General features: G+C 59.9%; 19 protein-coding genes. 9 read left to right on the top strand and 10 right to left on the bottom strand.

The annotated features are described in order from the left end of the window. Positions 1–10: 10 nt before the first annotated feature. Complete coding sequence (locus DUGA2_RS22920; RefSeq protein ID WP_070271731.1) at positions 11–1,447, top strand: DUF1501 domain-containing protein; 1,437 nt, start codon at positions 11–13, stop codon at positions 1,445–1,447. A 28-nt stretch (positions 1,448–1,475) separates the two neighbouring features. Continuing rightward, positions 1,476–2,282 (top strand): lipid II flippase Amj family protein, encoded by an 807-nt coding sequence (locus DUGA2_RS22915; protein WP_070271730.1) that lies wholly within the window; start codon positions 1,476–1,478, stop codon positions 2,280–2,282. Between the two features lie 11 nt (positions 2,283–2,293). Here DUGA2_RS22915 and DUGA2_RS22910 read toward each other — a convergent pair whose 3' ends face one another. Genes DUGA2_RS22910 through DUGA2_RS22900 form a run of 3 tightly spaced genes read right to left on the bottom strand, consistent with a single transcriptional unit; the run spans position 2,294 to position 4,138 of the window. Continuing rightward, positions 2,294–3,178 carry an intradiol ring-cleavage dioxygenase gene (locus tag DUGA2_RS22910; protein WP_083296429.1) on the bottom strand — a complete coding sequence of 295 codons (885 nt, stop codon included), beginning with the start codon at positions 3,176–3,178 and terminating at the stop codon, positions 2,294–2,296. A gap of 13 nt (positions 3,179–3,191) precedes the next feature. Beyond that, positions 3,192–3,569, bottom strand: a complete 378-nt coding sequence (locus tag DUGA2_RS22905) for a hypothetical protein (RefSeq protein ID WP_070271728.1) — start codon at positions 3,567–3,569, stop codon at positions 3,192–3,194. Between the two features lie 29 nt (positions 3,570–3,598). Continuing rightward, positions 3,599–4,138: a Spy/CpxP family protein refolding chaperone gene (locus DUGA2_RS22900; RefSeq protein WP_070271727.1), complete on the bottom strand. Its 540-nt coding sequence runs from the start codon at positions 4,136–4,138 to the stop codon at positions 3,599–3,601. A 206-nt stretch (positions 4,139–4,344) separates the two neighbouring features. On the opposite strand from DUGA2_RS22900, the gene DUGA2_RS22895 reads away from it, so the two are divergent. Next, positions 4,345–5,037, top strand: a complete 693-nt coding sequence (locus DUGA2_RS22895; protein ID WP_070271726.1) for a response regulator transcription factor — start codon at positions 4,345–4,347, stop codon at positions 5,035–5,037. 3 nt (positions 5,038–5,040) lie between these two features. Beyond that, positions 5,041–6,591: a cell wall metabolism sensor histidine kinase WalK gene (locus tag DUGA2_RS22890; protein ID WP_070271725.1), complete on the top strand. Its 1,551-nt coding sequence runs from the start codon at positions 5,041–5,043 to the stop codon at positions 6,589–6,591. 7 nt (positions 6,592–6,598) lie between these two features. On the opposite strand, the gene dcd is transcribed toward DUGA2_RS22890, so the two are convergent. Then, the gene (dcd, locus tag DUGA2_RS22885) at positions 6,599–7,165 is read right to left on the bottom strand and encodes a dCTP deaminase (protein WP_008448083.1); all 567 of its coding nucleotides are present in this window, start codon (positions 7,163–7,165) and stop codon (positions 6,599–6,601) included. A gap of 241 nt (positions 7,166–7,406) precedes the next feature. Here dcd and DUGA2_RS22880 point away from each other — a divergent pair, with 241 nt between their 5' ends. Next, positions 7,407–7,958 carry a PEP-CTERM sorting domain-containing protein gene (locus DUGA2_RS22880; RefSeq protein WP_070271780.1) on the top strand — a complete coding sequence of 184 codons (552 nt, stop codon included), beginning with the start codon at positions 7,407–7,409 and terminating at the stop codon, positions 7,956–7,958. 14 nt (positions 7,959–7,972) lie between these two features. Here DUGA2_RS22880 and DUGA2_RS22875 read toward each other — a convergent pair whose 3' ends face one another. Together DUGA2_RS22875 and DUGA2_RS22870 are read right to left on the bottom strand one after the other, a co-directional pair. After that, positions 7,973–8,797, bottom strand: coding sequence for an alpha/beta fold hydrolase (locus DUGA2_RS22875; RefSeq protein ID WP_070271724.1), 825 nt, complete (start codon positions 8,795–8,797; stop codon positions 7,973–7,975). 88 nt (positions 8,798–8,885) lie between these two features. After that, positions 8,886–10,331 carry a DNA internalization-related competence protein ComEC/Rec2 gene (locus DUGA2_RS22870; protein WP_286162319.1) on the bottom strand — a complete coding sequence of 482 codons (1,446 nt, stop codon included), beginning with the start codon at positions 10,329–10,331 and terminating at the stop codon, positions 8,886–8,888. An 84-nt stretch (positions 10,332–10,415) separates the two neighbouring features. On the opposite strand from DUGA2_RS22870, the gene DUGA2_RS22865 reads away from it, so the two are divergent. The 4 genes from DUGA2_RS22865 to DUGA2_RS22855 are packed head-to-tail and all read left to right on the top strand — an operon-like array spanning position 10,416 to position 16,520. Further along, positions 10,416–11,783 (top strand): hypothetical protein, encoded by a 1,368-nt coding sequence (locus DUGA2_RS22865; protein WP_070271779.1) that lies wholly within the window; start codon positions 10,416–10,418, stop codon positions 11,781–11,783. Then, on the top strand, positions 11,780–13,852 hold the full coding sequence (locus tag DUGA2_RS33720) for a site-specific integrase (protein ID WP_141753354.1): 2,073 nt from the start codon (positions 11,780–11,782) through the stop codon (positions 13,850–13,852). The genes DUGA2_RS22865 and DUGA2_RS33720 overlap by 4 nt, the downstream gene beginning before the upstream one ends. Positions 13,853–13,860: 8 nt before the next feature. After that, the gene (locus DUGA2_RS33715; RefSeq protein WP_008448076.1) at positions 13,861–16,020 is read left to right on the top strand and encodes a site-specific integrase; all 2,160 of its coding nucleotides are present in this window, start codon (positions 13,861–13,863) and stop codon (positions 16,018–16,020) included. After that, complete coding sequence (locus DUGA2_RS22855) at positions 16,017–16,520, top strand: hypothetical protein (RefSeq protein WP_141753353.1); 504 nt, start codon at positions 16,017–16,019, stop codon at positions 16,518–16,520. Before DUGA2_RS33715 ends, DUGA2_RS22855 begins: the two co-directional genes overlap by 4 nt. A 325-nt stretch (positions 16,521–16,845) precedes the next feature. On the opposite strand, the gene DUGA2_RS22850 is transcribed toward DUGA2_RS22855, so the two are convergent. The 4 genes from DUGA2_RS22850 to DUGA2_RS33710 all read right to left on the bottom strand — a co-directional run bounded on the left by DUGA2_RS22850 (position 16,846) and on the right by DUGA2_RS33710 (position 22,669). Continuing rightward, positions 16,846–18,660: a 2Fe-2S iron-sulfur cluster-binding protein gene (locus DUGA2_RS22850; protein ID WP_070271722.1), complete on the bottom strand. Its 1,815-nt coding sequence runs from the start codon at positions 18,658–18,660 to the stop codon at positions 16,846–16,848. Next, complete coding sequence (locus DUGA2_RS22845) at positions 18,657–19,349, bottom strand: PepSY domain-containing protein (RefSeq protein ID WP_008448074.1); 693 nt, start codon at positions 19,347–19,349, stop codon at positions 18,657–18,659. Before DUGA2_RS22845 ends, DUGA2_RS22850 begins: the two co-directional genes overlap by 4 nt. Before the next feature lie 59 nt (positions 19,350–19,408). Then, a complete protein-coding gene (locus DUGA2_RS22840) occupies positions 19,409–22,135 on the bottom strand; it encodes a TonB-dependent receptor domain-containing protein (RefSeq protein WP_070271721.1) in 2,727 nt (908 codons plus the stop codon). 129 nt (positions 22,136–22,264) lie between these two features. After that, positions 22,265–22,669, bottom strand: a complete 405-nt coding sequence (locus DUGA2_RS33710) for a hypothetical protein (protein ID WP_141753352.1) — start codon at positions 22,667–22,669, stop codon at positions 22,265–22,267. Positions 22,670–22,917: the final 248 nt, after the last annotated feature.

Raw genomic sequence — 22,917 nt, 5'->3', positions numbered from 1 at the left:
GGACTAGCCCATGCATTTCGAATCCCCCTCCCGCCGCCGCTTCGTCGGCAAGATGCTGGCCCTGGCCGGCGGCAGCGCCGTCCCCTTCACGCTGAACCTGGCCGCGATGGGCAATGCCGCGGCCGAAGGCGCCAGCGACTACAAGGCCATCGTCTGCCTTTTCCTCACCGGCGGCAACGACCATTTCAACACCGTGCTGGCCACCGACAGCGCGTCGTGGAACGAATACAAGCGCCTGCGCACCACGCCCGACAGCGGCTCCATCGCCCTGCCCGGCGTCGGCGCGGCCGGCGGCGTACTGCCCATCGTGCCGAACAACCCGCAGGCCGGCCGCACCTTCGCCCTGCATCCCTCCTTGCGGCCGCTGAAAGAGTTGTTCGACGCCGGCCGTGTCGCCGTGCTGGCCAACGTCGGCACGCTGGTCCAGCCGCTGACGCTGGCCCAGTACAAGGCGGGCGGCGCGGCCCTGCCGCCACGGCTGTTCTCCCACAACGACCAGCAGGCGATGTGGCAATCGTCGCAGACCGAATTGACCGGCGGCGCCGGCTGGGGCGGACGCCTGGGCGACCTCATGGCCAGCGCCAACGGCAACGCCACCTTCACCTGCATTTCCAACGCCGGCAACGCGCTGTACCTGAGCGGCCGCACGGTGCGCCAGTACCAGCTGGGCGGCACCAGCGCGATGCCGATCAACCACCTCAGCGATACCCTGTTCGGCGCACCGGCGGCCGCCAACCCGCTACGCCAGATCATTTCAGCCGACCAAAGCGACCTGTTCCAGAAAGAACATGCGGCCGTCACCGCCCGCGCCATCAGCTCCCAGGCGGCGCTGGCCGGCGCCATGCTGGCCGCCGGCGCGGCCGGCGTGCCCGCTCCGCCGCCGTTTATCAGTCCGCGCACCGGCGCGGCGACGGTCAACCCGCTGGCTGTACAGTTGCAGACCATCGCCCGCATCATTGGCGGCCGCAACGCGCTCGGCGTCAAACGCCAGGTGTTCTACGTCAGCCTGGGCGGCTTCGACAGCCACGACTTTCAGGCACTCAACCAGCCAGAGCTGCTGGCCAAGGTAGCCCACGCCATGGCCTATTTCGACAGCGCGCTGGCCAACCTGCAAGGCAATGACATGCGCAAGCAGGTGACGCTGTTCACCGCCTCCGACTTCGGCCGCACCTTCGCCAGCAACGGCGACGGCACCGACCACGGCTGGGGTTCGCACCACTTCATCATGGGCGGCGCGGTCAAGGGCAAGAACATCTACGGCAGCATGCCCGTCACCGGCGTCGGCCACGATCTCGATGTCGGCTCGGGCTCGCTGCTGCCGACCACCTCGGTCGACCAGTACGGCGCCACGCTGGCCAGCTGGTTCGGCCTGTCCGCCACGCAGATTGCCGATGTGTTCCCGAATATCGGCAACTTCAGTATCCGCAACCTGGGCTTTATGGGATGATGCTGATCTTTCAACCTGCGCCCGGCCCATGGACAAGCAACTGGTTTTCATCTGCTTTCTAACCTTCGTTATCCATCTCATCGGCACCCTCGCCTACTCGGTGAGGATAGCCGGTGTGCGCACCCGGCGCATCGCCGTCTCGCTGGCCCTGTTCAGCATCCTGGTGCTGGTGTCGCGCACCTCGAATTCCTTCCTGGGCCCCTTCCTCGCCAAGCGCATCGAGTCCTGCCTCGGCCAGCCGCTGGCCGCCGGCCTGGTGCTGGCCGACCTGCGCTGGCTGCTGCTGTCGGCCGCGCTGGCGACGATCGCCGGCGCCATCCTGATCCCGACCTTCCAGCGCGTGTTCTGCCGCGCGGTCGAACACTTCCAGGTGCACCGCTCGGTGCCCAAGCTGCTGCTGCACGGATTCTTCAAGGGCGGGCTGTCCTATGTGCGCGACGTGGCCGCCATGCCGTCGTCCGGCAATGTGCGCGGCCTGCGCGACAGCGGCAGCGTGTCGGCGTCGGTCACGCTGCTCAATGTCGGCGCGGTGGCCTTGTGGACCGTCGGCGTGTTCGCCTCGCTGTACGCGGGCGTGCTCGATCCCGAGGTGCGGGTCACGTCCAGCACGCTGTCGTCCATCATCAACGGCGGCGCGACGGTGATGATGGCGGTGTTCATCGATCCCCACATGTCGGGCATGACCGACGACGTCGTCGAGGGCCGCGTCAGCGATACGCAGTTCCGCCGCGCCGTGGTGTGGCTGGTCGGCAGCCGCCTGGCCGGCACGCTGCTGGCGCAAGTGCTGCTGGTGCCTTCGGCGACGCTGATCGTCTGGGTCGCCAAGGTGCTGTAAGCAGCCTCCCTTCAGGCGGCCACGCCGACCGTCAGCGTCACCACGTAACCGTCACTGGCGTTGCCGGTGACGGCGGCCATTTGCAGCGAGTAACCGTCGCTGAAGATGTTATCGCTGGCGTAGCTGATCTGCGCCAGGTTGCGCACGCTGGTGCCGTAGCCGCTGGTGGCATAGACCTCGTTGAGCGTCGCCATCGGGAAGGTGAACTGCGAAGTCTTGATGCGGTTGGCCGCGCTGGCGCTCTTGGCCAGCGTTGGATACACCTCGAAATGCACATGCGGCATGCGGCCCGCATAACATCCCGGGAAGATGGTCTGGAACGCCAGGTTGCCGCTGCTGTCGCTGACCTGCACGCCGCGCAGATAGTTCTGCGCCGTGACGCCGCTTGAATACAGCGAGTAGTTGCCGTCGCGGTCGCAGTGCCAGAGATAGACGGCGTAGGCGGACAGCGCCGCGCAACTGCCGTTGGCGTTGACGATCTGCAGCTTGATGGTCAGCGGCACGCCGGCCGCCACGCCGGTCGGGCCGTTGAAGCTGCTGCGGATGTCGCTGCGCACCACGCCCGACTGCGTCAGTACGTTGACCACGCCACTGCTGTTGCTGTTGGTGCCGTCGCCCGGATATGGGCCGCCGGTCTCCTCGGGGATCACGGCGCAGCTGCCGGCGGCGGGCGTGGTGGTGCTGGTGCCAGGCGTGGTCGTGGACGGGGCGGTGGTGGTGGCCGAACTGGTGCTGTCTCCAGCCGATGAGCCGCCTCCGCCGCAGCCAAGCACCGGCAGCGTCGAAGCGCCGGCCAGCAGCCAGCGCAAGCTCTGGCGACGGTCGCTGGCCAGGTTCAGCATCGCGCCCAGGTCGGCCGCCAGGCTGTGTTCGTGGGTGTCATCATGTGTCTGCATCATCGCTCCTTGCTTAGACCGTTGTGTTGACCAGGTTGCCGCTGGCGCCGCTGTCGCCTGCCTTGGTCGACAGCGCCTGCAGGGAGGCGGCCAGCTTGGTGTTGGCGTCGCTCGCGCCGCTGCTGTCCGTGGTATCGGCTCCATCCGTGCCGGAGACCGCACCGACCGCGCTGGTGCCACCAGTGTTGCTGGTGCTGCTATCGCCTATGCTGGTGATGCCGATGGCTTTCAGCGCGTCGGCGATGGCCGAGGCGAAGCCGCCGCCTTCGGGCGGGCGTGGCGGCGGTGCGCCGCGTGTCGCCTCGGCGCTGCTGCTGGCGTTGGTGCTGCTTAAACGGCTCAGGAAGCTGAGCTGGCTGGCATTGCTGGAACTCAGGGCGCTAATCGACATAAGGTTCTCCGTTCAGGGTGAGTGTCAAATCAGGGACGCGGCGCGTGGCGGGCAATGCCCTCGGCCTGCTTGGTGCGCTGCTCCGGGGTCAGTACGGCCAGCAGCTTCTGCTCTGTGCGCACGTGCTGCAGCGCGATGTTCGCCATCGCCGTCGCTGCCTCTTTCGCCAGCGCTGCGGCCTTGGCGTCGTCGTATTTGTCGGCGCGGCCCAGCGCGCGCAAGGCTTCGTGCGCCTTGGCGGCGGCCTTGCCCTGCTCGCGCAAATACGGCTGCTCCGCATGCAGGATGGCGAACACCTGGTCTTGTTGCGCCTCGCTCAGCTCGACGCCGTGCAGGAAAGGCGGACGTCCGCCCATGCCCGGGCCGCCGCGAAAGCCCGGGCCGGCATCGCCATGTTCCGGGCCTTGGCGGCCGGGGCCGTGTTGACCGTCACGATCAGGCGCCGCGTGCGTCATCGCTGGATGTCCGGCGTCGCCGCCCATGTCATCGGCGCCGGCCGAGGCGATCAGCGGCCAGGCCATGGCGGCCGCCAGCAAGATATTGTGTACGCGGGTTCTTGGATTTTTCATGCAAACCATCCTTGGTTGGTAGGGAGTCGCCATTTTCTTGCCGCCCCGTGTAAAGCGCCGTTAGCGGCCGGTAAATCGAGGTAAAGATGGCTGTTTTGGCATGCAATTGGCGTCGGGCAATGCGTTGTAAAACGGGGTAAAAGGCCGCCGGATGCGGCTTGGAGGCTGTTATGATCGCCACATCCACATAGAAAGAACCACGCGGCATGAAGAGCAAAGTACTGCTGATAGACGACGACATCGAACTGGTAGGCATGTTCAAGGAGTACCTGGAGCAGGAAGGCTTCGACGTCAAAATGGTGCACGACGGCGAGGCCGGCACCGCCGAAGCCTTCACCGGCCTGTATTCGATCGCCATCCTGGACGTGATGATGCCGCGCATGAACGGACTGGAAACGCTGCGCCGCATCCGCACCAACAGCCAGCTGCCCATCCTGATGCTCACCGGCCGCGGCGACGACACCGACCGCATCGTCGGCCTGGAGCTGGGCGCGGACGACTACGTGGCCAAGCCCTGCACGCCGCGCGAGCTGACGGCCCGCATTCGCGCCATCCTGCGCCGCGCGCAAAGCGTGCCGGCCGACAGCGGCGCGGCGGCCGCGATCACCGTCGGCCAGCTGACCATGTGGCCGGAGCAGCGCCGCGCCGCCTGGGCCGGCAACAAGCTGGAACTGACCAGCACCGAATTCAACCTGCTCGAAGTCCTGGCCCGCAACGCCGGCCGCCCGGTCAGCAAGAACGCCTTGTCCGAACAGGGCCTGGGACGTCCGCTGGCGCGCTTCGACCGCAACATCGACGTCCACCTGAGCAGCCTGCGCCACAAGCTCGGCACCATAGCCGACGGGCGCTCCTGCCTGCAGACCGTGTACCGCCTGGGCTATCAGCTGATCAAGGAGTAGCCTGTGGGCCGTCTGTTCTGGAAGTTTTTCGTGTGCATACTGCTGGCACAGCTGACGGCCACCGTCGGCATCGGCGGCGCCGTGCTGCTCAAGAACAGCCAGCAGGCCGGGCTGACCACTGATCTCGATACCAGCCCGCCGGCCGAGTTTGCGATCAATTCAGCCGCCGCCACGCTGGAATTCGGCGGCGTCCAAGCACTGCGCCGCTTGCTGGAAGGTATGGAGCGGCACCGCGTGTTCGCCGTCGACGAGCAAGGCCATGAGCTGCTGGGCCGCCCGGTCAGCGCCGCCATGCTGCGCGAATCGCACGCGCTGCTCAAGCAGGAAGGCAAGCGCCGCGTGGTGCGCCAGGTCGGCGATCAGCAAGGAAAACGATATATATTGTTTCTGCCATCGCGCGGACTCAATCTCGACCGGCCGCTGATGGCGGGACTGGGCGGTGCGCAGATGGCACTGCAAGGCGCACCGGCGATGCCGCGTGGCGCGCAACCGGGCCCACCGGCCGAGGCAGGCGCTACACGTGGATCAGGACCGGGTCTCGGCGCCGGCCCCGGCGCAACGGGTGCTCCGGGCGGGCCGGGCGGTCCCAATGGTGGCAGCGGCCCGGGCGGCCCAGGTGGCCCGGGCGGTCCCGGCGACATGCGCGGCCCGCGCTTCCAGCCCCTCACGCCCTGGGTGCCGATCGTCGCAGCCGTGCTGGCCAGCCTGCTGTTCTCGGTACTGCTGGCGTGGTACTTCTCCCGTCCGATCCGCGCGCTGCGGCAGGCTTTCGACGCCGCCGCCGGCGGCGACCTGTCGCCGCGCTTCGGCGCCGGCAAAGGCAGCTCCGAACTGAACGACCTGGGCCGCGACTTCGACCGCATGACCGCCCGCCTGCGCAGCCTGATCGACGGCCAAACCCGCCTGCTGCACGACGTCTCGCACGAACTGCGCTCGCCATTGGCGCGCTTGCAGGCGGCGATCGGCCTCGCCCATCAGCAGCCGGAGAAACTGGCGGCGTCGCTGGAACGTATCGAACGCGAAAGCGTGCGCATGGACAAACTGGTGGGGGAACTGCTGACACTGGCGCGCCTGGAAGCCGGCGCCATCAAGGCCAATCAGGAAGAGATCAACATGGCCGAGCTGCTGGACCAGATCGCCGACGACGCCAGCTACGAAGCATCCAGCCAGCAGCGCAGCGTGGTGCAGGAAGGCGAAGCGGACGTGCTGGTGGCCGGCCAGGCCGACCTGCTGGGGCGCGCCATCGAGAACGTGGTGCGCAACGCCATCAAGCACAGCCCCGAAGGCGGCGTGGTGCAGCTGCAAACCCTGGTGCTGCCGGACGCCCGCCAGTTGCGCATCCGCGTGCTCGACCGCGGGCCCGGCGTCGCGCCGGTCGACCTGGCAACCATCTTCCAGCCCTTCTTCCGCTCCAGCAGCGCCAGCGTGGAAGGCCACGGGCTCGGGCTGGCGATCGCCCAGCATGTGATCGAAGCGTATGGCGGAAATATCAAAGCCACCAACCGTGCGGATGGTGGCTTGTGCGTGGAGATGCTACTGCCGGTAAAACGCTGAGCGCTACTTACGCTTTCGGCAAGGTGACGCCGCGCTGGCCCTGGTACTTGCCGTTGCGGTCCTTGTACGACACGTCGCACACTTCGTCGCTCTCGAAGAACAGCACTTGCGCGCAGCCTTCGCCGGCGTAGATCTTGGCCGGCAGCGGCGTGGTGTTGGAGAACTCCAGCGTCACATAGCCTTCCCATTCAGGCTCGAACGGCGTCACGTTGACGATGATGCCGCAACGCGCATAGGTCGACTTGCCCAGGCATACCGTCAGCACGCTGCGCGGAATGCGGAAGTATTCCATGGTGCGCGCCAGCGCGAAGGAGTTCGGCGGGATGATGCAGACATCGCTCTTGATGTCGACGAAGGAGTTCGAATCGAAATTCTTCGGGTCGACGATGGTGCTGTTGATGTTGGTGAACACCTTGAACTCGTCGGCGCAACGGATGTCGTAGCCGTACGACGAGGTGCCGTAGGAGATCACCTTGCGGCCCTCTTCCTGGCGCACCTGATCCGGGAAGAACGGTTCGATCATTCCGTGTTGCTCCGCCATCCGGCGTATCCATTTGTCGCTTTTAATCGTCATCGAAGGCATTCCTAAAGTTCAGGGGGGCGGCGCATGGCACCGAATGCCCGAGATTTTACGCGATCATCCGGTTTTTAAGAACATTTTTACACCGGTAATAGCCGTTGCACCGGCTAACACGGTGATAGCGATTCAGAAAATTAATTTGCATAATGACAAAAGAATTGTAAGATGGACTAGCAGTCGAATACCTGAAATCCATAAAACCTTTCTGTCAAATAAACTCAAAATGGATAGCCAAATGAAAAAGTTTCTAATAACGGCAGTAATTGCGATGGGGATCGCATCAGGGGCTCAAGCACAGATCATCAGCTCGGCAACGGCCATACCGGACGCTAATGTCTTGATTAATCTAAACAATTCGGGGCTGGATTGGGTCTACGCAGGCCCGATCGGACCGGACGAATGGGGGCCGGGCAACATCCAGCCCGCCACCTACCGCGCGGCAGAAGGCTGGCGCGTGGCGACCGCGAACGAATGGGCCATGCGCCCACTATGGACCGATTTCATCGTCGCCGGCAATCCTGGCGGCATCGGCAGCCCTCCCGCCGGTTACAGCAACCACGCCGGCTACATCTTCGCTTCCGAGTACTGGGGCAACTTCTACCACGTCGACATCAATGACTACGCCAATGGCTACGTCACCGATGGCGTCAACGGCGGCCCTATCGGCGGTGTGCCGGAGACCATCTACGTGCGCAACACACTGGTGGTACCGGAACCTGAAACCTATGGCATGCTGATTGCAGGCCTGGGCATAATGGCATTCCTGGCACGTCGTCGCAAAGCCTGACCCGGCTGGTTTAGCTAGGCAACAGCCCGCTCCACGCGGGCTTTTACCGTTAACAAGCCGGCGATCATTTCGCGTGTCGCCTGCGCCGCCAGCGCCGGCGACTCCATCGGGAACAAGTGCCCGCCCGGCACGATGCGGAAATGCTTGCCGACCAGCGCTTGCGTGTGCTCCAGGCCGGATTGGCTGGTCTCCCACGAGTCGGTGCCGCCGATGAAGCCGATCGGCGCCGGGAAGCGGCCCCGCACCAGCTTGGGCAGATGATGCGGCAGGCTGGCGTAGATGCTGGTCTCCACTTCGCGGGTAAAGCGCAGCTGCACGCCTTCCGGGTGCGGCTTCAGGCCGCTCTCCATGTAGTCGGCCAGCACGCCCGGCGCCGCCGCGAACAAGTCCATTGTCTGGCGAAATGACTGGTGGGCCGTCTGCACATCCGGCCACACATTGCGGCGACGGATGGAGAATTTTGCCGGCGGCACGCGGTTGGCGCTGCCGCTCAATTTGATCAGGCGCCAGGCCAGCGCGCGCCACCCCGCCACCACCGGCGCGTCGAGCATGACGACACAGCGCACCAGATCCGGCCGCGCATGCGCCACCATCAGGCTGAGCATGCCACCCAGCGAGTGGCCGACCAGGATGACCGGTTCCTTGTAGCGGGTGGTGAGCTCGTTGATGTACTCGTCGACCAGGTGCGGCCAGCCGTCGCTGACCGGGTAGCGCGGACTGTGGCCGTGCATGTCCAGCGCCTGGATGTCGAAATCGTCGGCCAGCAGCTCGAAGTACTGGCGGTACACGCCCGCCGGGTAGCTGTTGGCGTGGGCAAAATGCAGCTTGGGCTTGCTCACAAGCGGTCTCCGTATGATGGTTCGTATGATTGTTCTCGGGCCATTGTAATGGCACTTACCCTGCCCGGCTTGGATGAAAGGCTCTAATTTAGCGGCCGTACCAATAGCGCGCATGGGCCTGGCGCCAGGCGCTGATGGCAATGCTGTCGCCGAATTCCAGCGTCAGCGCGCCCGTCTGGTCGGTGCGCAGGCGCTCGATGTGCAGCTGGCCGTAGCGCTCATAGACGTCCTGCCGGGGATGGTGGTAGCGATTGCGGTAGCCCAGCTGGAAGACGGCGGTCTGCGGGCGCACCGCAGACAGGAATGCCGGTGTGGACGAGGTGCCGCTGCCGTGGTGCGGAACCAGCAGCACGTCCGCCTGCAGGCTGGCGCGGGCGCGTTGCAGCAGCGCGGCTTCCTGCGGGGCTTCGATGTCGGCGGCCAGCAGCATCGACTTGCCGCCCGCCGTGACTTTCAATGTGCAGCCGCGCGCGTTGGGCTTGAGCGCGTCGTCGGCGTAGCTGTTTGCCAGCGGGTGCAGCAGCTCGAAGTGGACGCCGTCCCAGTCCCAGTGCTGGCCGGCCGCGCAATGCAGGTGACGGTGCGCGGCCCTGGCGATCGGATGCAGCGGCGGCAGCGAGGACAGTACCCAGTCCACACGCACGCCGTCGAGCACAGACAAGGCGCCGCCCGAGTGGTCGGCGTCGCTGTGGGTGACGATCACGCCGTCCAATGCGGCGATGCCGCGTGCCTTCAGATACGGCAGGATGACGCGGTTGCCCGCGTTGGATGTGGCCGCGTAGACCGGGCCGGTGTCGTACAGCAGCCGGTGCCGGCTGGTTTCGATCAGCAGCGCCGTGCCCTGTCCTACATCGAAGGCGGTGACGGTCATACGGCCCGGCGCCGGATGCAACGGTGCTGCAGCCAGCAGCGGGATCCAGGTCGCAAGGCCCAGCCAGCGCACAGGCCACCCACGTGGCGCCAGCAGCCAGATGGCGCCCAGCATGGCCCAGCAGAACAGCCAGGCCGGCGGCGTCGGCGCGCTCCAGACGGCGTAGCGCATGCCGCTGAACCATTGCAGGCAGACGGCCAGCCATTCCACCAGAAGATGCGCGAGGCCGAGCACCGGCGCGGCCAACGCTGCTGGCAGCATGCTGCCCGCCAGCGCGAACGGCGTCACGACAAGGCTGACCAGGGGGATCGCCACGGCGTTCGCCAGTGGGCTGATCACCGATACCTGCGCAAACAGCAGCATCGTCAACGGCACCAGGCCAAACGTCACCGCGTACTGCGTGTGGGCGCCGACGCTCAGCGCCAGCCAAAGCCGCTCGCGGCGCGATGTTGGGGGCGCATCGTGCGCGGGCCGCTGCGCGGTGCGGCCTACCGTGGCATACAAGATCGTCGCGACCGCGCCGAACGACAGCCAGAAGCCCGGCCACAGCACGGCCCACGGGTCGATCGCCACCACCACGCCCAGCGCGCAGCACAGCACCTGCGTCACGCTGGCGATGCGGTTCAGCCACAGCGCGGCGGCCACCACCATCAGCATGTACAGGGTGCGTTGCGTTATACGGAAGCAAAATTATCACTAGATCTGTAAATGTTGGACTACTATGGAGCCATTCGATATGGAGCCACCATGAACTATGGTTTTCGAGTCGTCTATTCAACCCCTGGCGTTCTGGAATCAAAGGGATTCGGCAGAGTCGCCCACCTTCCTTTCATCATGGACGACCGTCCCGGATATCATCGTCTCGCAAACCAGTTCCTGATTGATCGCGGGCTTGGCATATGGGAACCGAAGCAACGTGGCAAAGAGGAATCTGCTCTCCCGCCCAGCTCGGTAACGATGAAAGATTACGCCCATTGGCTGGCGAACTTTCTTGAGTGGTGCCATGTGCGCGCGAAGGATCCTCTAAAAGCGAATTATAAGATTGACCTGATTCAGCACTATCAGGTCGAAATGCAAACCGGCATCTGGTCGCGCGACAACGTTGGACTGAAACCTAGAACCATTAACGTCCGCGTGTCAATAGCTGCCGAATTTCTGACTTGGGCTGCAGATAAAGGACTGCGAGAGCCATTCCACATTCCTAAAATAATTAAGACCTACTCCTCTTACAGTCCCTCGAGTTTTAGTGGGCGTGAAACAAAATCAGTCGAAACTCGAAAGGGGAAAGTTCGAGAAGAGAAACGACGGTTAGGCTTCCCTCAGGAAGTAGAGATTTTTGATTGGCTTCAACGACTAAATTTACGATGTACAACTGAAGCTCTTATAGCTGAGACTATTCTCGAGATGGCAATTCGACGAGCCGAGGCGGCTGCCTGGCGCGTTGATACGTTGCCAATAGATCCGAGGGAATGGCGAATCGTGAATCCTGAAAAGCCTATTGAGCATCAGGCAGTGCTTATTGACCTACGATTTAATACAAAAGGTCCTGAATATGGCCGAGATCACGGAGACAAGATCGGGCCTCACGGAATCATTCGCATTCCAATGCCTCTAGCCCAGAAACTCCATGTATACCGAGAGCGAGTACGCCCGAAGGCGCTAGTGCTCGCTACACGCAAAGCAAAGTCACGCAGCGAAGCCGAGAGGATAAGACACAATGCTGTGCACTTATTTCTCAATCCAAGGAACGGGAATCGGTACACCGGGGATAATATTTATGATTTTTGGCGAAGCGTGGACCGGCCAAGAGGATGGTCGCCGCATCTCGCTCGAGACTTCTGGGCTTGTTCCGTTTTGTGGAAGCATATCCAACAATACTGGAGTATCGTCGATCGCGCGTTGAACATGAAGGTCGATGAGTCAGTGTTTAAGATCTTACAACTACAGGCAGAGACTTGCATCCAATTGACAATTCAACCTCAACTAAGGCACGTGAGCCAGGAAACGACGATAGTTTACCTACAATGGCTTTCTGACCGCCTCGGGATTAACATGAATTTCCACCAGAACTGGGTTGAGCAGCTGAGTCAAGACGATTTGGAAGATGGAATATGAGTATTCGTCACTACAAGAAGGACCACCTTAAGCAACACACAGGGCTTACGCCAGCCCCAGTGCAATTGCCCGGTGCGCCAGAATCGAATGACCCGTTGATCTTCTGGACGCGCCACGAATTGGAGCCTAAGGAGGTTAACCTTCACACACTTGCTACTGGGCAGACAGAAGTGGAAGGAGGAAGAAATAGCGCAAAGTTTGTTCCTTTTACTGGTCGTCATAAATTAATCCATCAACTGGCTCCCTCAATTAAAGACAGCCTGCTCCCCGCTCGTCCTGGGACGGTAGACGCTTACATTCAGTCGCTGCGCGCTTGGTGGCGCCTCTTTGACGCAGTAGAGGCTGCATCAGAACAGACAGGAGAAAGTACTGCCCGGATCGAGGATGTACGAATGCTTGAGATGATTCATTGTTACTTCGCGTACAAAATCCAAATGGACCGATCATCCTTTACTATCTTCAGGTCCATTGCTGATGCTACCCGTATGGCTCTCGGCGCACGCCCGCTATACTGGCAAACGCCAAAGAGCGGAGACCCAACACGTCACCAACCGCCAGAGGAGCAGATCAAGGTGCTACGTTTGGCGCTTAAGCGAGAATGTCGGACTGTTCTAGAGAAGTGGGAGCTAGCAGATCGGCTCAACGAATCCGACACCGCACCTGAAGGACAGCAGGATGCCGACTTATATCATCATATTCAACACATGCGCGCAGTGCAGAAAAAATATGATAAAGAAGTCCCGACATCTGCCGAACTGAGGGACGGCATCGATCAATCACATTTTAAAAAAAAGTCTGGCTTCAGTATAAGTCGCTTACATGAAACCATATTCCCTACCAAATGGGACGCCGATGCTATTTTCCATCTATGCCTTTGCAACAGTGGCTGGAATCCTTCGACGCTTCAAGCCCTTGACGTAACTCAGAATTTTTTATTTTCACACCCGAAAGATAATTTTAGCGGCCTCCATAAGCGATTTGTGCTCACTCCTGAAACTTACCTATTGAATGGGAATAAGGCAAGAGCCAAGAATAAAGAGCAAACGATAATTGGACTTTGGAAAACGGTATCTGGCCCTGGCCATTTGATAAAAACGTATATGGAACGCGTTTCATCGCTTCGCACCGTTCTTCAGGTTCGTCTTGAAGATGAAAAGCGCCGCTATATTGATTTTATTCGCGACGGCGCGGAATATAAAGAGCAGTCTAGGCAGTATGGTCTTTTGCAACGGCTTGAGCAAGGTTGCCGTAGCGTTTGGCTTTACGTGGACAAACGCGGAAACATTGGCTGGCTTGGTACGAGATACCTGGAAGGAAAGACAAGCAAAGAGGGTAGAAAAATTTCGTATCTCGAAATAATATTGGAACGAATAAACGCCCAACGAACAGAACGGAATGAGTCTAGGATTCCGCATGTTACTCCAAGCGATTTTCGTGACTTCTTTGCCACATTTGTCTTCAGAAGCAGCGGCGGTAACATTCTCGCGGTGAAACGGGCTTTGGGGCATGCTCATCTTCGCACCAGCTCCGATTACATTAATAATAATGTTTTGAACAAAGAAGCCGATGACTCAGTTCGTCGCTTCCTCGAAATCCTGATGAGCGAGCTAGGAAAGGGCCGTGTGGATCTTACGATCCTTGCGCATCTACACCGCCATGGAGTAGTGACGCAGGAGATGGAACAGCGCCTGACAGAACATCGAGCACTTTCGCGCAGTCGCCTCAACATAGGTTGTAAAGATCCATACAATCCTTCGCTCCAAATCCGAAGCTCCGGCCAAGGTCCATGCAATGATAATCGTTGCCTGCTGTGCCCACAAAACGCGGTGCTTTTACCCGAGAGTTACGATGGCATTTCTATGCGTGTCGAGGAGTTACTTGCGCTGCAAGTGAACCTGCCGATTGAAGCATGGATTTCTGCGAGTTATTCAATGGAACTCACAAACAACCTCGCGGCACTGCGACTCTTTGAGCTCAATTTGGTGATAGATTCACGAAGGAAATGGGCTGATGCGATTAAAAATGGAAAACATTATGTTCCTGGAGTGCCACTATCCTTCGATGAATAGGCCGCCTTATGAGTACATCAGCCCCGACGCCCCCTCGCTCGTTAGAAAATCCCGTTGATCAATGCAACAGCCACGTCAACTTGATTGGAACATTTCCTTTGGTTGGTCTTCAACAACTGCCCTCCGAAGGCGCAAGACAGTGCCAGGCTATCCTCGGACATGGCGAAACTCTTGGTTTCTGGGAAACGCCTCAATCTATGATTGAACATTTTGGCTCACAATTACGCTGCATCAATCTTCGCCAGAGGCTCTTAAGCGCGCTCCCTGCCAAGCTTACCGCGTCGTCGCAACTCGATGCTTTGTTGGACGAGGGAGTGATTTGGCTCACCCGGCTAGGTTTGTTAATGCGGATGGGGCCGTCGAGCCTTGGCAAAAACCGTCACAAATCACTTGATGCTAGCACGATCGCTTCGGCTTTATATACGAAGTTTAATACGATTGTTGCACGAGGCATCCTAAACAGATTATCCACACCGACTTACACGAGCTTTGAGTTCGCTATCACTCTAACGGCTGAAGATTTGCGCGAACTGCGCTCCTCTCGTCATACCCGGGACCACTTAAGGCGACTTACAGAGCTCCGGAATCGCGGGCTTTGGGGCGATGCGCCACCGGCCATCGAGTTCGCTGGAAATACCACCTCACCCCGAGGCGAAGTCGCCGCGCGGAGTCCTGAGAAAGAATCCACACCATATCAACCAATCCCTGACGAATTCTTAGCCCAAATGGGGCCACGGGTACTATGGATAGTGCAGGTTTTGGGCCCCAATCTCATTCATCTATTAGATTCCCTCCCTGAGCTAATTGCCAACATAAATTTTGCTTCGAAGACTGAAAGCAATTCGATGAAGATGACGCGATCTATCGCGAGCTACTTTGATGCAAACCCTTGGCGAGATAGCGCTGGAGATACAATACTAGCGCCGCCGTTTCCAATTTGCCATGGCTCTTATCGAGGCGCTCGCCGAGCAATTGAAGAGATCGACCCTTTCGAGTGGCCGATCCGTAAATGGGCGAGTGTCGCAACCTTGGCATTGACCCTACAAAGCGCCCACCTGTGGATCACCCTACTGGTAATGGCTGGACGAATCGGTGAGATCATGACACTGCCACGAGAATCCATTGAATGGGCCCGGGACGGTCAACCGTATGCAAACGGAAAAACTTACAAACTGGCCTTCGCGATCAATGGTGAAGAACGCCAATGGCCAGCGCCGGAAATTCTAGTCGACGTTCTTGCACAACAGGTAAAGCTCATAGAAGCCTGTGAGAAGCTCGCCAAAATAAGAAAGGGAATAAAAGATGAAGAATACCCTGTCGGCGTGCCAGAGCACCTTTGGGCATCGTTGGGCTCCTCACCGAGGGCAGATGCGGAAGAACGATTGGCCGTTGCCAATGCATCCTTAACGCGATTGGCAATGCGAATAGGTATGACAGCTACCCCGGGAGGGAGAAATTTACATACGCACCGTTTCCGCAAGACTCTTTCACGCCTGGCAGGCTTGGCTATTGATGGTAGTCCAAAAGTGCTGATGCGGCTCCTAGGTCACAAGGATATCACGATGACCCTGGGTTATATGCTCACCGATAACTCCTTTGCTAAGGAGATTGATGACATCACCCGCGAACTTCGGGTCATGCGGGCGCAGCATCTAATTGAAGACATGTATGAAGCTGTGCACAAGCCAACTGTCCTGCCATACGCAGGGCATGGCGGTCTGGGCGCTCCTGTTCTTAGTTCGACTGTAAGCAGCTATGAAAGCGAACTCCACCGAACGGGTAAAATTTGGGAAGTAGAAACTTCACATGAACTCGCAGTACTGCTCACCAATAATGGACAATGCATGCGTCTTGTGAATGCACACGTCGTATGTACGAAGACAGATGGCGAGATTGGGTTGTGCAGTACAAAGAAAGGTATTCCGAATATCGCAAACTGTCAAAGCGAATGTATCAATCGCATTGAGGAGAGGACTGGGCGCCGCGATACACAGAGAATTATCCCAATCATTCTGATGAATGCGCAACAGGCAATTAAGGACAACGATCTCTTAACTGTAGCAAGTTATGCCCGGCAATTATCCATCGAGCTGAATCGCTTTGATGACATAAAAGAGAACTGGCGTGACAATCCAGAAGTCATTACCATTATGAAGGCTGGAGCATGAACGACCGAAAAAAAGATGCGGCAAAGCGTCGTGGAGAGGCGCGCACAGCTCAAGTAGAAATCAGGGTGCGTGAGGCGATGAGGGAAATAGAAAAGGAAATGGGGGAAAACGGTAGTATATATCCCCAAAATGGCGGGGCAATTTCTATGAACGAAGTGGCTCGACGCGCAAAGATCAGCTTAACCACTCTATTCTCACCGAAGCAGCAGGCACTTGGCCGGCAAGTGAAGACCTGGATTGATCAGCTCAAAGAAAATAAAATCACTGGGCGGACCAGAGTGCGGCGCTCATTTCACGAGCGTGCCGATGATTGGCGCAAGAAATTTCTCGATTTGCAGGACGTGCACCGAGCTACGGAGCTAGAACTCCAGGACTCATTGGCAGAATTGGAGAAGTGTAAAAGAGACGCCGACGATCTTCGAACAAAGAATCAGCTTCTCTTAGAACAATGTCGGCTCTTAGGCACGTCGATGATAACCCGCATTCCAAAGAAGCACTAGCCTATTGCATGTCCCGCACGGACATCGGCGGTCGCAACTACTTGTTTGCCGGTGCCGACCGCGGCGGTGAGCGCGCTGCGGGCATAACGATGCAGTGATGCTGGTCACCGTAGTGATAAACCCGGCACGCTATGGGGCAACGAACCAGACAAGCTTGCCCGTCGCGCCAACTGCCTAGACATTGGAGTCCTGAATAATCACTAAGATCGTTACACCTTTGGTTTCTTGCAGTATTGCCTTTTGAAAAAACTGCAGAGCAGAGTCCGGCATACGTTTTGACTGACACACCGTACGTCCGCCCCGCAGGCCGATGTCATGCTAATTTTTATATCTTGAAATCATCAAACGCAACCTTGCGCACGCCGAAGTCTGCCAACATTTTGCGTGTAGCGGCAAGCATCTGCGGCGGCCCGCAGACGTAAAAGTCACAATCCCGCAGATGCGGATGCTTTGCAAGCAGCTCACGCTGCACCACCTCGTGCACCATGCCGTGTCCCGCTTCGCCGCTTTCTGACAGCACCACACGCCAATCGAAATTCGAGTATTGCGCCGCCAGCGTCCGCATCTCCTCTTCATAAGGAACGTCACGGCCGCTACGAGCCCCATACCAGAAATGAATCGTCTCCGATGCCGCGCCATCAAGCAAGGAAAGGATCATGGCACGCAGCGGCGCCATGCCTGCCCCCCCACCGATAAAGATTTTCTCGGTCTTGCCGGGGCGTAGAGCGAACTCGCCGAACGGGCCATTGAACGAAACGGTGTCGCCGGACTTCAGCGAGTAGATGTACGAAGAGCCTCGCCCGGGCGCATGGCCGGCATCTGTGCTACCTGGTGAAAAGCGTACCAACAAATGAAGTCTCCCATCTGCGCGTACCACAGGCATAGATAGCGAATAAGAACGGCGAACCGGCTGCGAGGAGCGCAAAACGGAAGGCAGGCGCAGGCCATGCCATTCAGCGCGGTGATGCTCTGGAAGGTGCAAGTGCTCGCGCGCAAGCTTATAGCGCGGAATGCGCAGCTGGATGTACGATCCTGGCCGGAACTCTGCGCCTGCCCTAGACTCAGGCACAAGGACGATTTCGCGCAAGTACGGCGTCACGGCGGTCACGCTCTCCACCGTGGCGCAGGAAGCGCCAACAATCGCCGCACCATTAGCAACCGCCACCCGTAGATTGCCGTTCACTTCGAGGCTGCAGGCAAGGCGGTGGCCATCTCGTAGGCGCGCTGGAGCAATGTGCTCGCGATCTGCGCTGGTCGGCGCTGGCGGATTACGACCGATCCTTACCTCGCACAGCCCACAGCTCTCACCACCACCGCAGTTCGATGGCAAATTCATCCCGGCGCGAGCAAGGGCTAGGTAGACTGTGTCACCTTCGAAAGAAGGCGCGGTGGCCAGGGCTCTGCCCGCGCCGTCGACGACTTCCACGTCCCGCACCGGCAGCCATCGGCGCGGAATGAATTCGCGCAGGCGGAAACTCGTTGCAAGCAGCCAGATGCCGGACAGTGCCATCCAGACACCTCCAACTGCGGCCATTACCACCAGCGAATTATTGAAGTCCTCGCGCCCGCTGTAATCCATGATGTGCAGCATCCACGCCAGGTCGAACCAACGCCACAGATCGTTGCGCCGTTCAAGCACTTTGGCATCCACGCTGGACAGATACAAGGTGGTGCCTTCGGCATCGGCGAAATCAACGCGCCAGACCGGGCCTGCGTGCCGGCGAGCTTCCAGGCCGGGTGAGTCGAGCAATTTTGGAGTGCCTGGAGGGGCTGTTCCTCGGTAGTCTGCCTTGGCGGCGGCAAGCACGTCCGCGACGGCTACTTGCACTGGCTTACCGGTCGCCGCGTCCACCAGCCAACCATTCCCTTCGTGGCTTAACTTGTAGACCGGCCGCGCGCCCAACCAGCCGGTTTCAAGCAAGGCGGCCGGGCGACCCGCAGCGGCGAGCACGCCAGAAGGTGCCTGCAGGCCATTTAACGGCCAAAGGCGTTCCGCAGGCGCCGGTGCCCGGCGTGCCTCGCCCATCACGGCGTGATGGTCGAACAGGCTCATCACAAGGCCGCTGGCCAGCCACAGCAGAAACTGGACTCCGACCACCAAGCCTACCCATTTGTGTAACTTGCGGAGCATCGGTGTCATGCGGTGGCCCTCCGACGGAAGCTGAACCACAATAGCCAGATGCCGCTGAAGGCGAACAGCGTGCCCGCAGTGGCGGCTACCCGCAGCAGGTTGTTGTTGATATTGTCTCTGGTGTCGTAATCCATGATATGCAGCATCCACAGAAAATCAAAAATGCGCCACAGCGTGTGCCGCTTGGCGACCAGTTCTCCGGTCGAGGGGGAGATATACAGCGTGGTTCCGTTGCCATCGCTGAACTCCGCGCGCCACAGCGGCCCTTTGCGCTTGGCGACCTCACCCGGTAGTTCGGTCAGCAACTGGAGCCGCTCCAGTTCACCTTCCCCCTGGTAATACGACAAGGCGAGCGCGCGTACAGCTTTCTCGTCCAAAGGCTCCAAGCGCTGGCCGGTCCGAGCGTTCACCAGTGCCACGCCGTCCGCATGGCGAACTTGGTAAAGCTCGCTGCCTTGCGACTGCTTTAGACGAAAGCCGGTTACCCCGGCATACTGGCTTGTGACTTGGGCCGGCGAAGCGACCAACTGGGCAGAGCGCAGTTCGCCCTCTTCCAGGTGCGCCAAATGGTCACCATGGATAATCTCAATCGAGATGGCTGTCATATACAGACCGCTCGCCATCCAAAACAGCGCCTGTATCCCAACCAGCAAGCCAAGCCACTTATGCAGGCGACGCGACCAAAATGCAGGTTTCATAGTTATCCTCTTGTTGCGTTAATATGCGGACCGCACTGCTGCGTGCGGCCCGCATTGGCTTACATGCGATATATCAGCTTGGCGTACCAGCGTCTGCCCAGCAGGTCGTAAGTCATCGTATCGGTGTTCGCGTCTGTCCAGCTCTGGATAAACGGCGGCTTCTTGTCCCACAGATTGTCGATGCCGAAGGACACGCTGGTGTTCTTGCTCAGCGCGTATTTAAGCTGAGCGTTGTGATACGTGACCGCAGGTGCGTGGTCTCCGATGTCGCCTGGCGAAGCGTTGATGTCACGCGCCTTGCCGGTGTACTGCAAGCTGTACGAACCCGACCAGACTCCGTTGACGACTGTCAGCGTGTCGAACGAGCGCCACTTCGTAAAGCTTCCGCGCCCGCCAGTGATTTTGCCAGCGTACGAGAGCACTTCACCGCCTGGGAATGGCGTGACGTCGAAGTTGCGCAAGTATGTTGCCTCGCCATTGAACGTGACGCGCGTGGAACCCACCCGCATCGTGTACAGCGCTCCCAGATCAATGCCCGACATGCTTTCACTGGCTGCGTTGGAAGGCTGTGCCGACAGGAAGTCTACCTCGCCGGTCAGCCGATTTCGGGTTTGATGGGCACTACTGCAAAACGGGTGGCTAAGGCCAACGGACTCGTAGCAGGCACGCAGTTTGGTCGAACCATCCACCGTGGAGATGGAGTTCTCGATGCGGAAGCGGAAGTAGTCCAGCGTGAGCACCAGGTCGCGCGCAAACTGCGGCGTCCAGACCACCCCCGCCGTGAGCGTTTTCGCTTTCTCGGGCTGCAAGCGGCTGTTCCCGCCGGTGGTGGTCAGGATGGTGTTGCCCAGCTGAGTGTAGCCGGCCGGCACGCCAGCGGCACGGCAGTTCTGGCTCAGTACCGACGACGCGGGCAAGGCGCTCCAGCCGCTGCAAGGATCTGTCGTGGTCAAGTTGCCCTCGGCGTTGCCGCCATATAGTTCCGGGATATTCGGAATGCGGAACGCCGTGGAGTAGTTGGTGCGCAGCTTGAACGAGGGCGCTACCTGCCAGTCCAGACCGACTTTGTAGCTCGTGTTCGAACCGAACATTTGGTACTTGGAGTAGCGCACCGCCGTGTTGAAGTCCAACGACTGTGCCAGCCAGTGGTTTGCCAGCAGGGGAATGCCCGCCTCCGCGAACACTTCCTTGGCGTCGTACTCACCGGCAATCGGCGTTTGCTGGTTGGTGTTGCTGATGCCCAGCACAGTCAACTGATCGGGGTCCAGCCAGCCCTTGTCCTTGCGGATCTCGACGCCGGTGGCGAAGCCGACGGTCCCGGCCGGCATTTGCCACAGCTTGCCGTGCAGGTTGGCGCTCGCGCTCTTTTGTTCATTGCCACCATGGTCGCGGATCGGCCCCATGATATAGCTCAGCACCTGTGGCGTGAGATCGCCGTAGCCGAGGTAGTCGCCGCAGGGAATGGCGGCACCGGCCGCCTTGCTGCAAACGGCGGTGTTCAGGGTCTGGTCGACACGGTCTAGGTTAGCGACGTTGGAGGTAGCCCCCACTCCTGTATTGCGCCCATAGTTGACGGCGGCATTCCAGTCCCAATGCTCGCCCAGGCGCCCTTCCAACCCGAGTACCAGACGTGCCGTGTTGACTTCTTGGCTGAAAACGCGCGGTCCAGCCTCCAGCAACCGGCGACGCTGCAGCAGCAGGCTTTGTCCGGTCGGGTTGGTGGGATGGTTCGCCGCAATGTTTATTGGACGGTACACACCCAGCGCGCCGGGCGTGGCCAACTGCTCCGACTGGCGGTTGGTGTACAGGACTTCGGTAAACAAACGCAATTCGTCATTGATCGCCAGATTGCCGAAAGTGCTGAAGCTGATGCGCTTGATCGGGTTGACCGCGTTCAGGTAAGGGTTGCTGTTGAAGTTGTGTTTGGCGCCGTTGTAGCGTTCGTAGAAATTGCCATTGCCGCCGGGTGTCTGGTTGAAGTTCACGCGGGTCCCGTCGGCCAGCACTGCGCGGCCACCGATAGTCGATGAGCTCCCGACGCATTCGAGCTTGCCGTTGGCTTCGCCCAACCCGCACGGGGCGCGGCTGGCCATGTTGACGGTACCGCTTTGCGAGTAGTCCAGCGCCGTCATCAAATAGCCGCGCTCGCCGCTGATGCCCCAGGCGACATTGGCCGCCTTCTCGCGGCTGTCGCTCCGGCTGGTCTGGCCATAACGTGTCTGCAATTCGAGCCCGTTGAAGTCCTTGCGTGTAATCAGGTTGACGACACCGGCCACGGCGTCGGCGCCGTAGATGGCCGACGCGCCGTCCTTGAGCACTTCCATGCGCTGGATCATGGCGACCGGGATCATGTTCAGATCCACAGAGCTGTTTGCGCCCGTGCCGCCGCTGACGACGCGACGGCCATTAATCAGCACAAGAGTACGGTTCGCTCCAAGCCCCCGCAGGTTTACTTGCGTCGTACCATAACCGTTCTCGGCCCAATAGGCATTGGTCTGGTTGCCGGCGAAGCCCGCCGATGACGACATGCGTTGCAACAGCGTCTCCACTGAAGTGGCGCCGGAGCGCTCGATTGCGTCCTTATCAATTACTGTGACCGCACCGATGCCGGTCATCATTGATCGGTTGGTGCTGATGTGGCTACCGGTCACGACCACGGTGGTCGTCTGCTTGCTATCCGGGTTGGCAGGGGTGCCGTCAGCACTCTGCGCCAAGGCATGCAGGCTGGTGGTGGCGGACAAAATTGCACTGATTGCCAGTGCCATAGGCTTGCGTTTCAAATACATCGGAAATCCTTTCAGGTGCTGGGACCGTAGCGAAATACGCCGCCCGAATTGGTGGACCAAGACGAAGCGGACGTCGCAGGCACGACAGCATCGCCAACAAATTGGCGCTGCGCTGACGTACGTGCGGACTTAACCGAAGATATTGCGAGGGGGGCGCTCTATGCCGTCAGGTATGAAACCAGAGACAAGGGAGAGATTAGCGGACAGGTGAACTTCAGTGCGATCGTGCGGAGTGCCCGACACAAGAACCGGCGGTACGATGGCACCGCCAAGGCAGCAGTCTACGCAGGTGCCGCAAGCCGAGTCTCCTTGCTGCGCAGCCTTTTCGGCCGCCACGGCATTGCCGATGCCGGCATGTTTCTTCGCCACGCGCACCTTCACGCGGTGCTGAGATGTCTTGCCATGGCGCGTTTCCCCTGCTGCCTGTCGCGCATGGCCGGGTGGACATGTCTTTTGCACGACGGACGCCAGCGCTTGCACAGGCAAGGCGGCGATCATCAGATACAGCAACAGTAGCTTTAGTAATCGAACCATGGGCCGAGTCTAGCATGAGCTATCCGGCAATTAGGGCCAGCAAGCGGTGATGGCAGTCTGACGAAGTGGTTGAAACGCGCAAATTGTCGTTTATTTCCCACACATCAGTCCAAGCGCAGCCCCTCGCAGACCTGCGCTGGAGGATCGGGTGAACGGGGGGCTGGCGGTCTCGGCAAGAACACTCAGGTGGTACACCCAAACGCAATGCGCGCCGCAAATATGAGCGTTAGGGTAACTTACATCAGCAA

This window comes from Duganella sp. HH101 (assembly GCF_001758795.1).
GTDB lineage: Bacteria > Pseudomonadota > Gammaproteobacteria > Burkholderiales > Burkholderiaceae_D > Rugamonas > Rugamonas rivuli.
The sequence above is the reverse complement of the archived record's forward strand: the minus strand, read 5'-3'. Positions and strand labels throughout refer to the sequence as shown.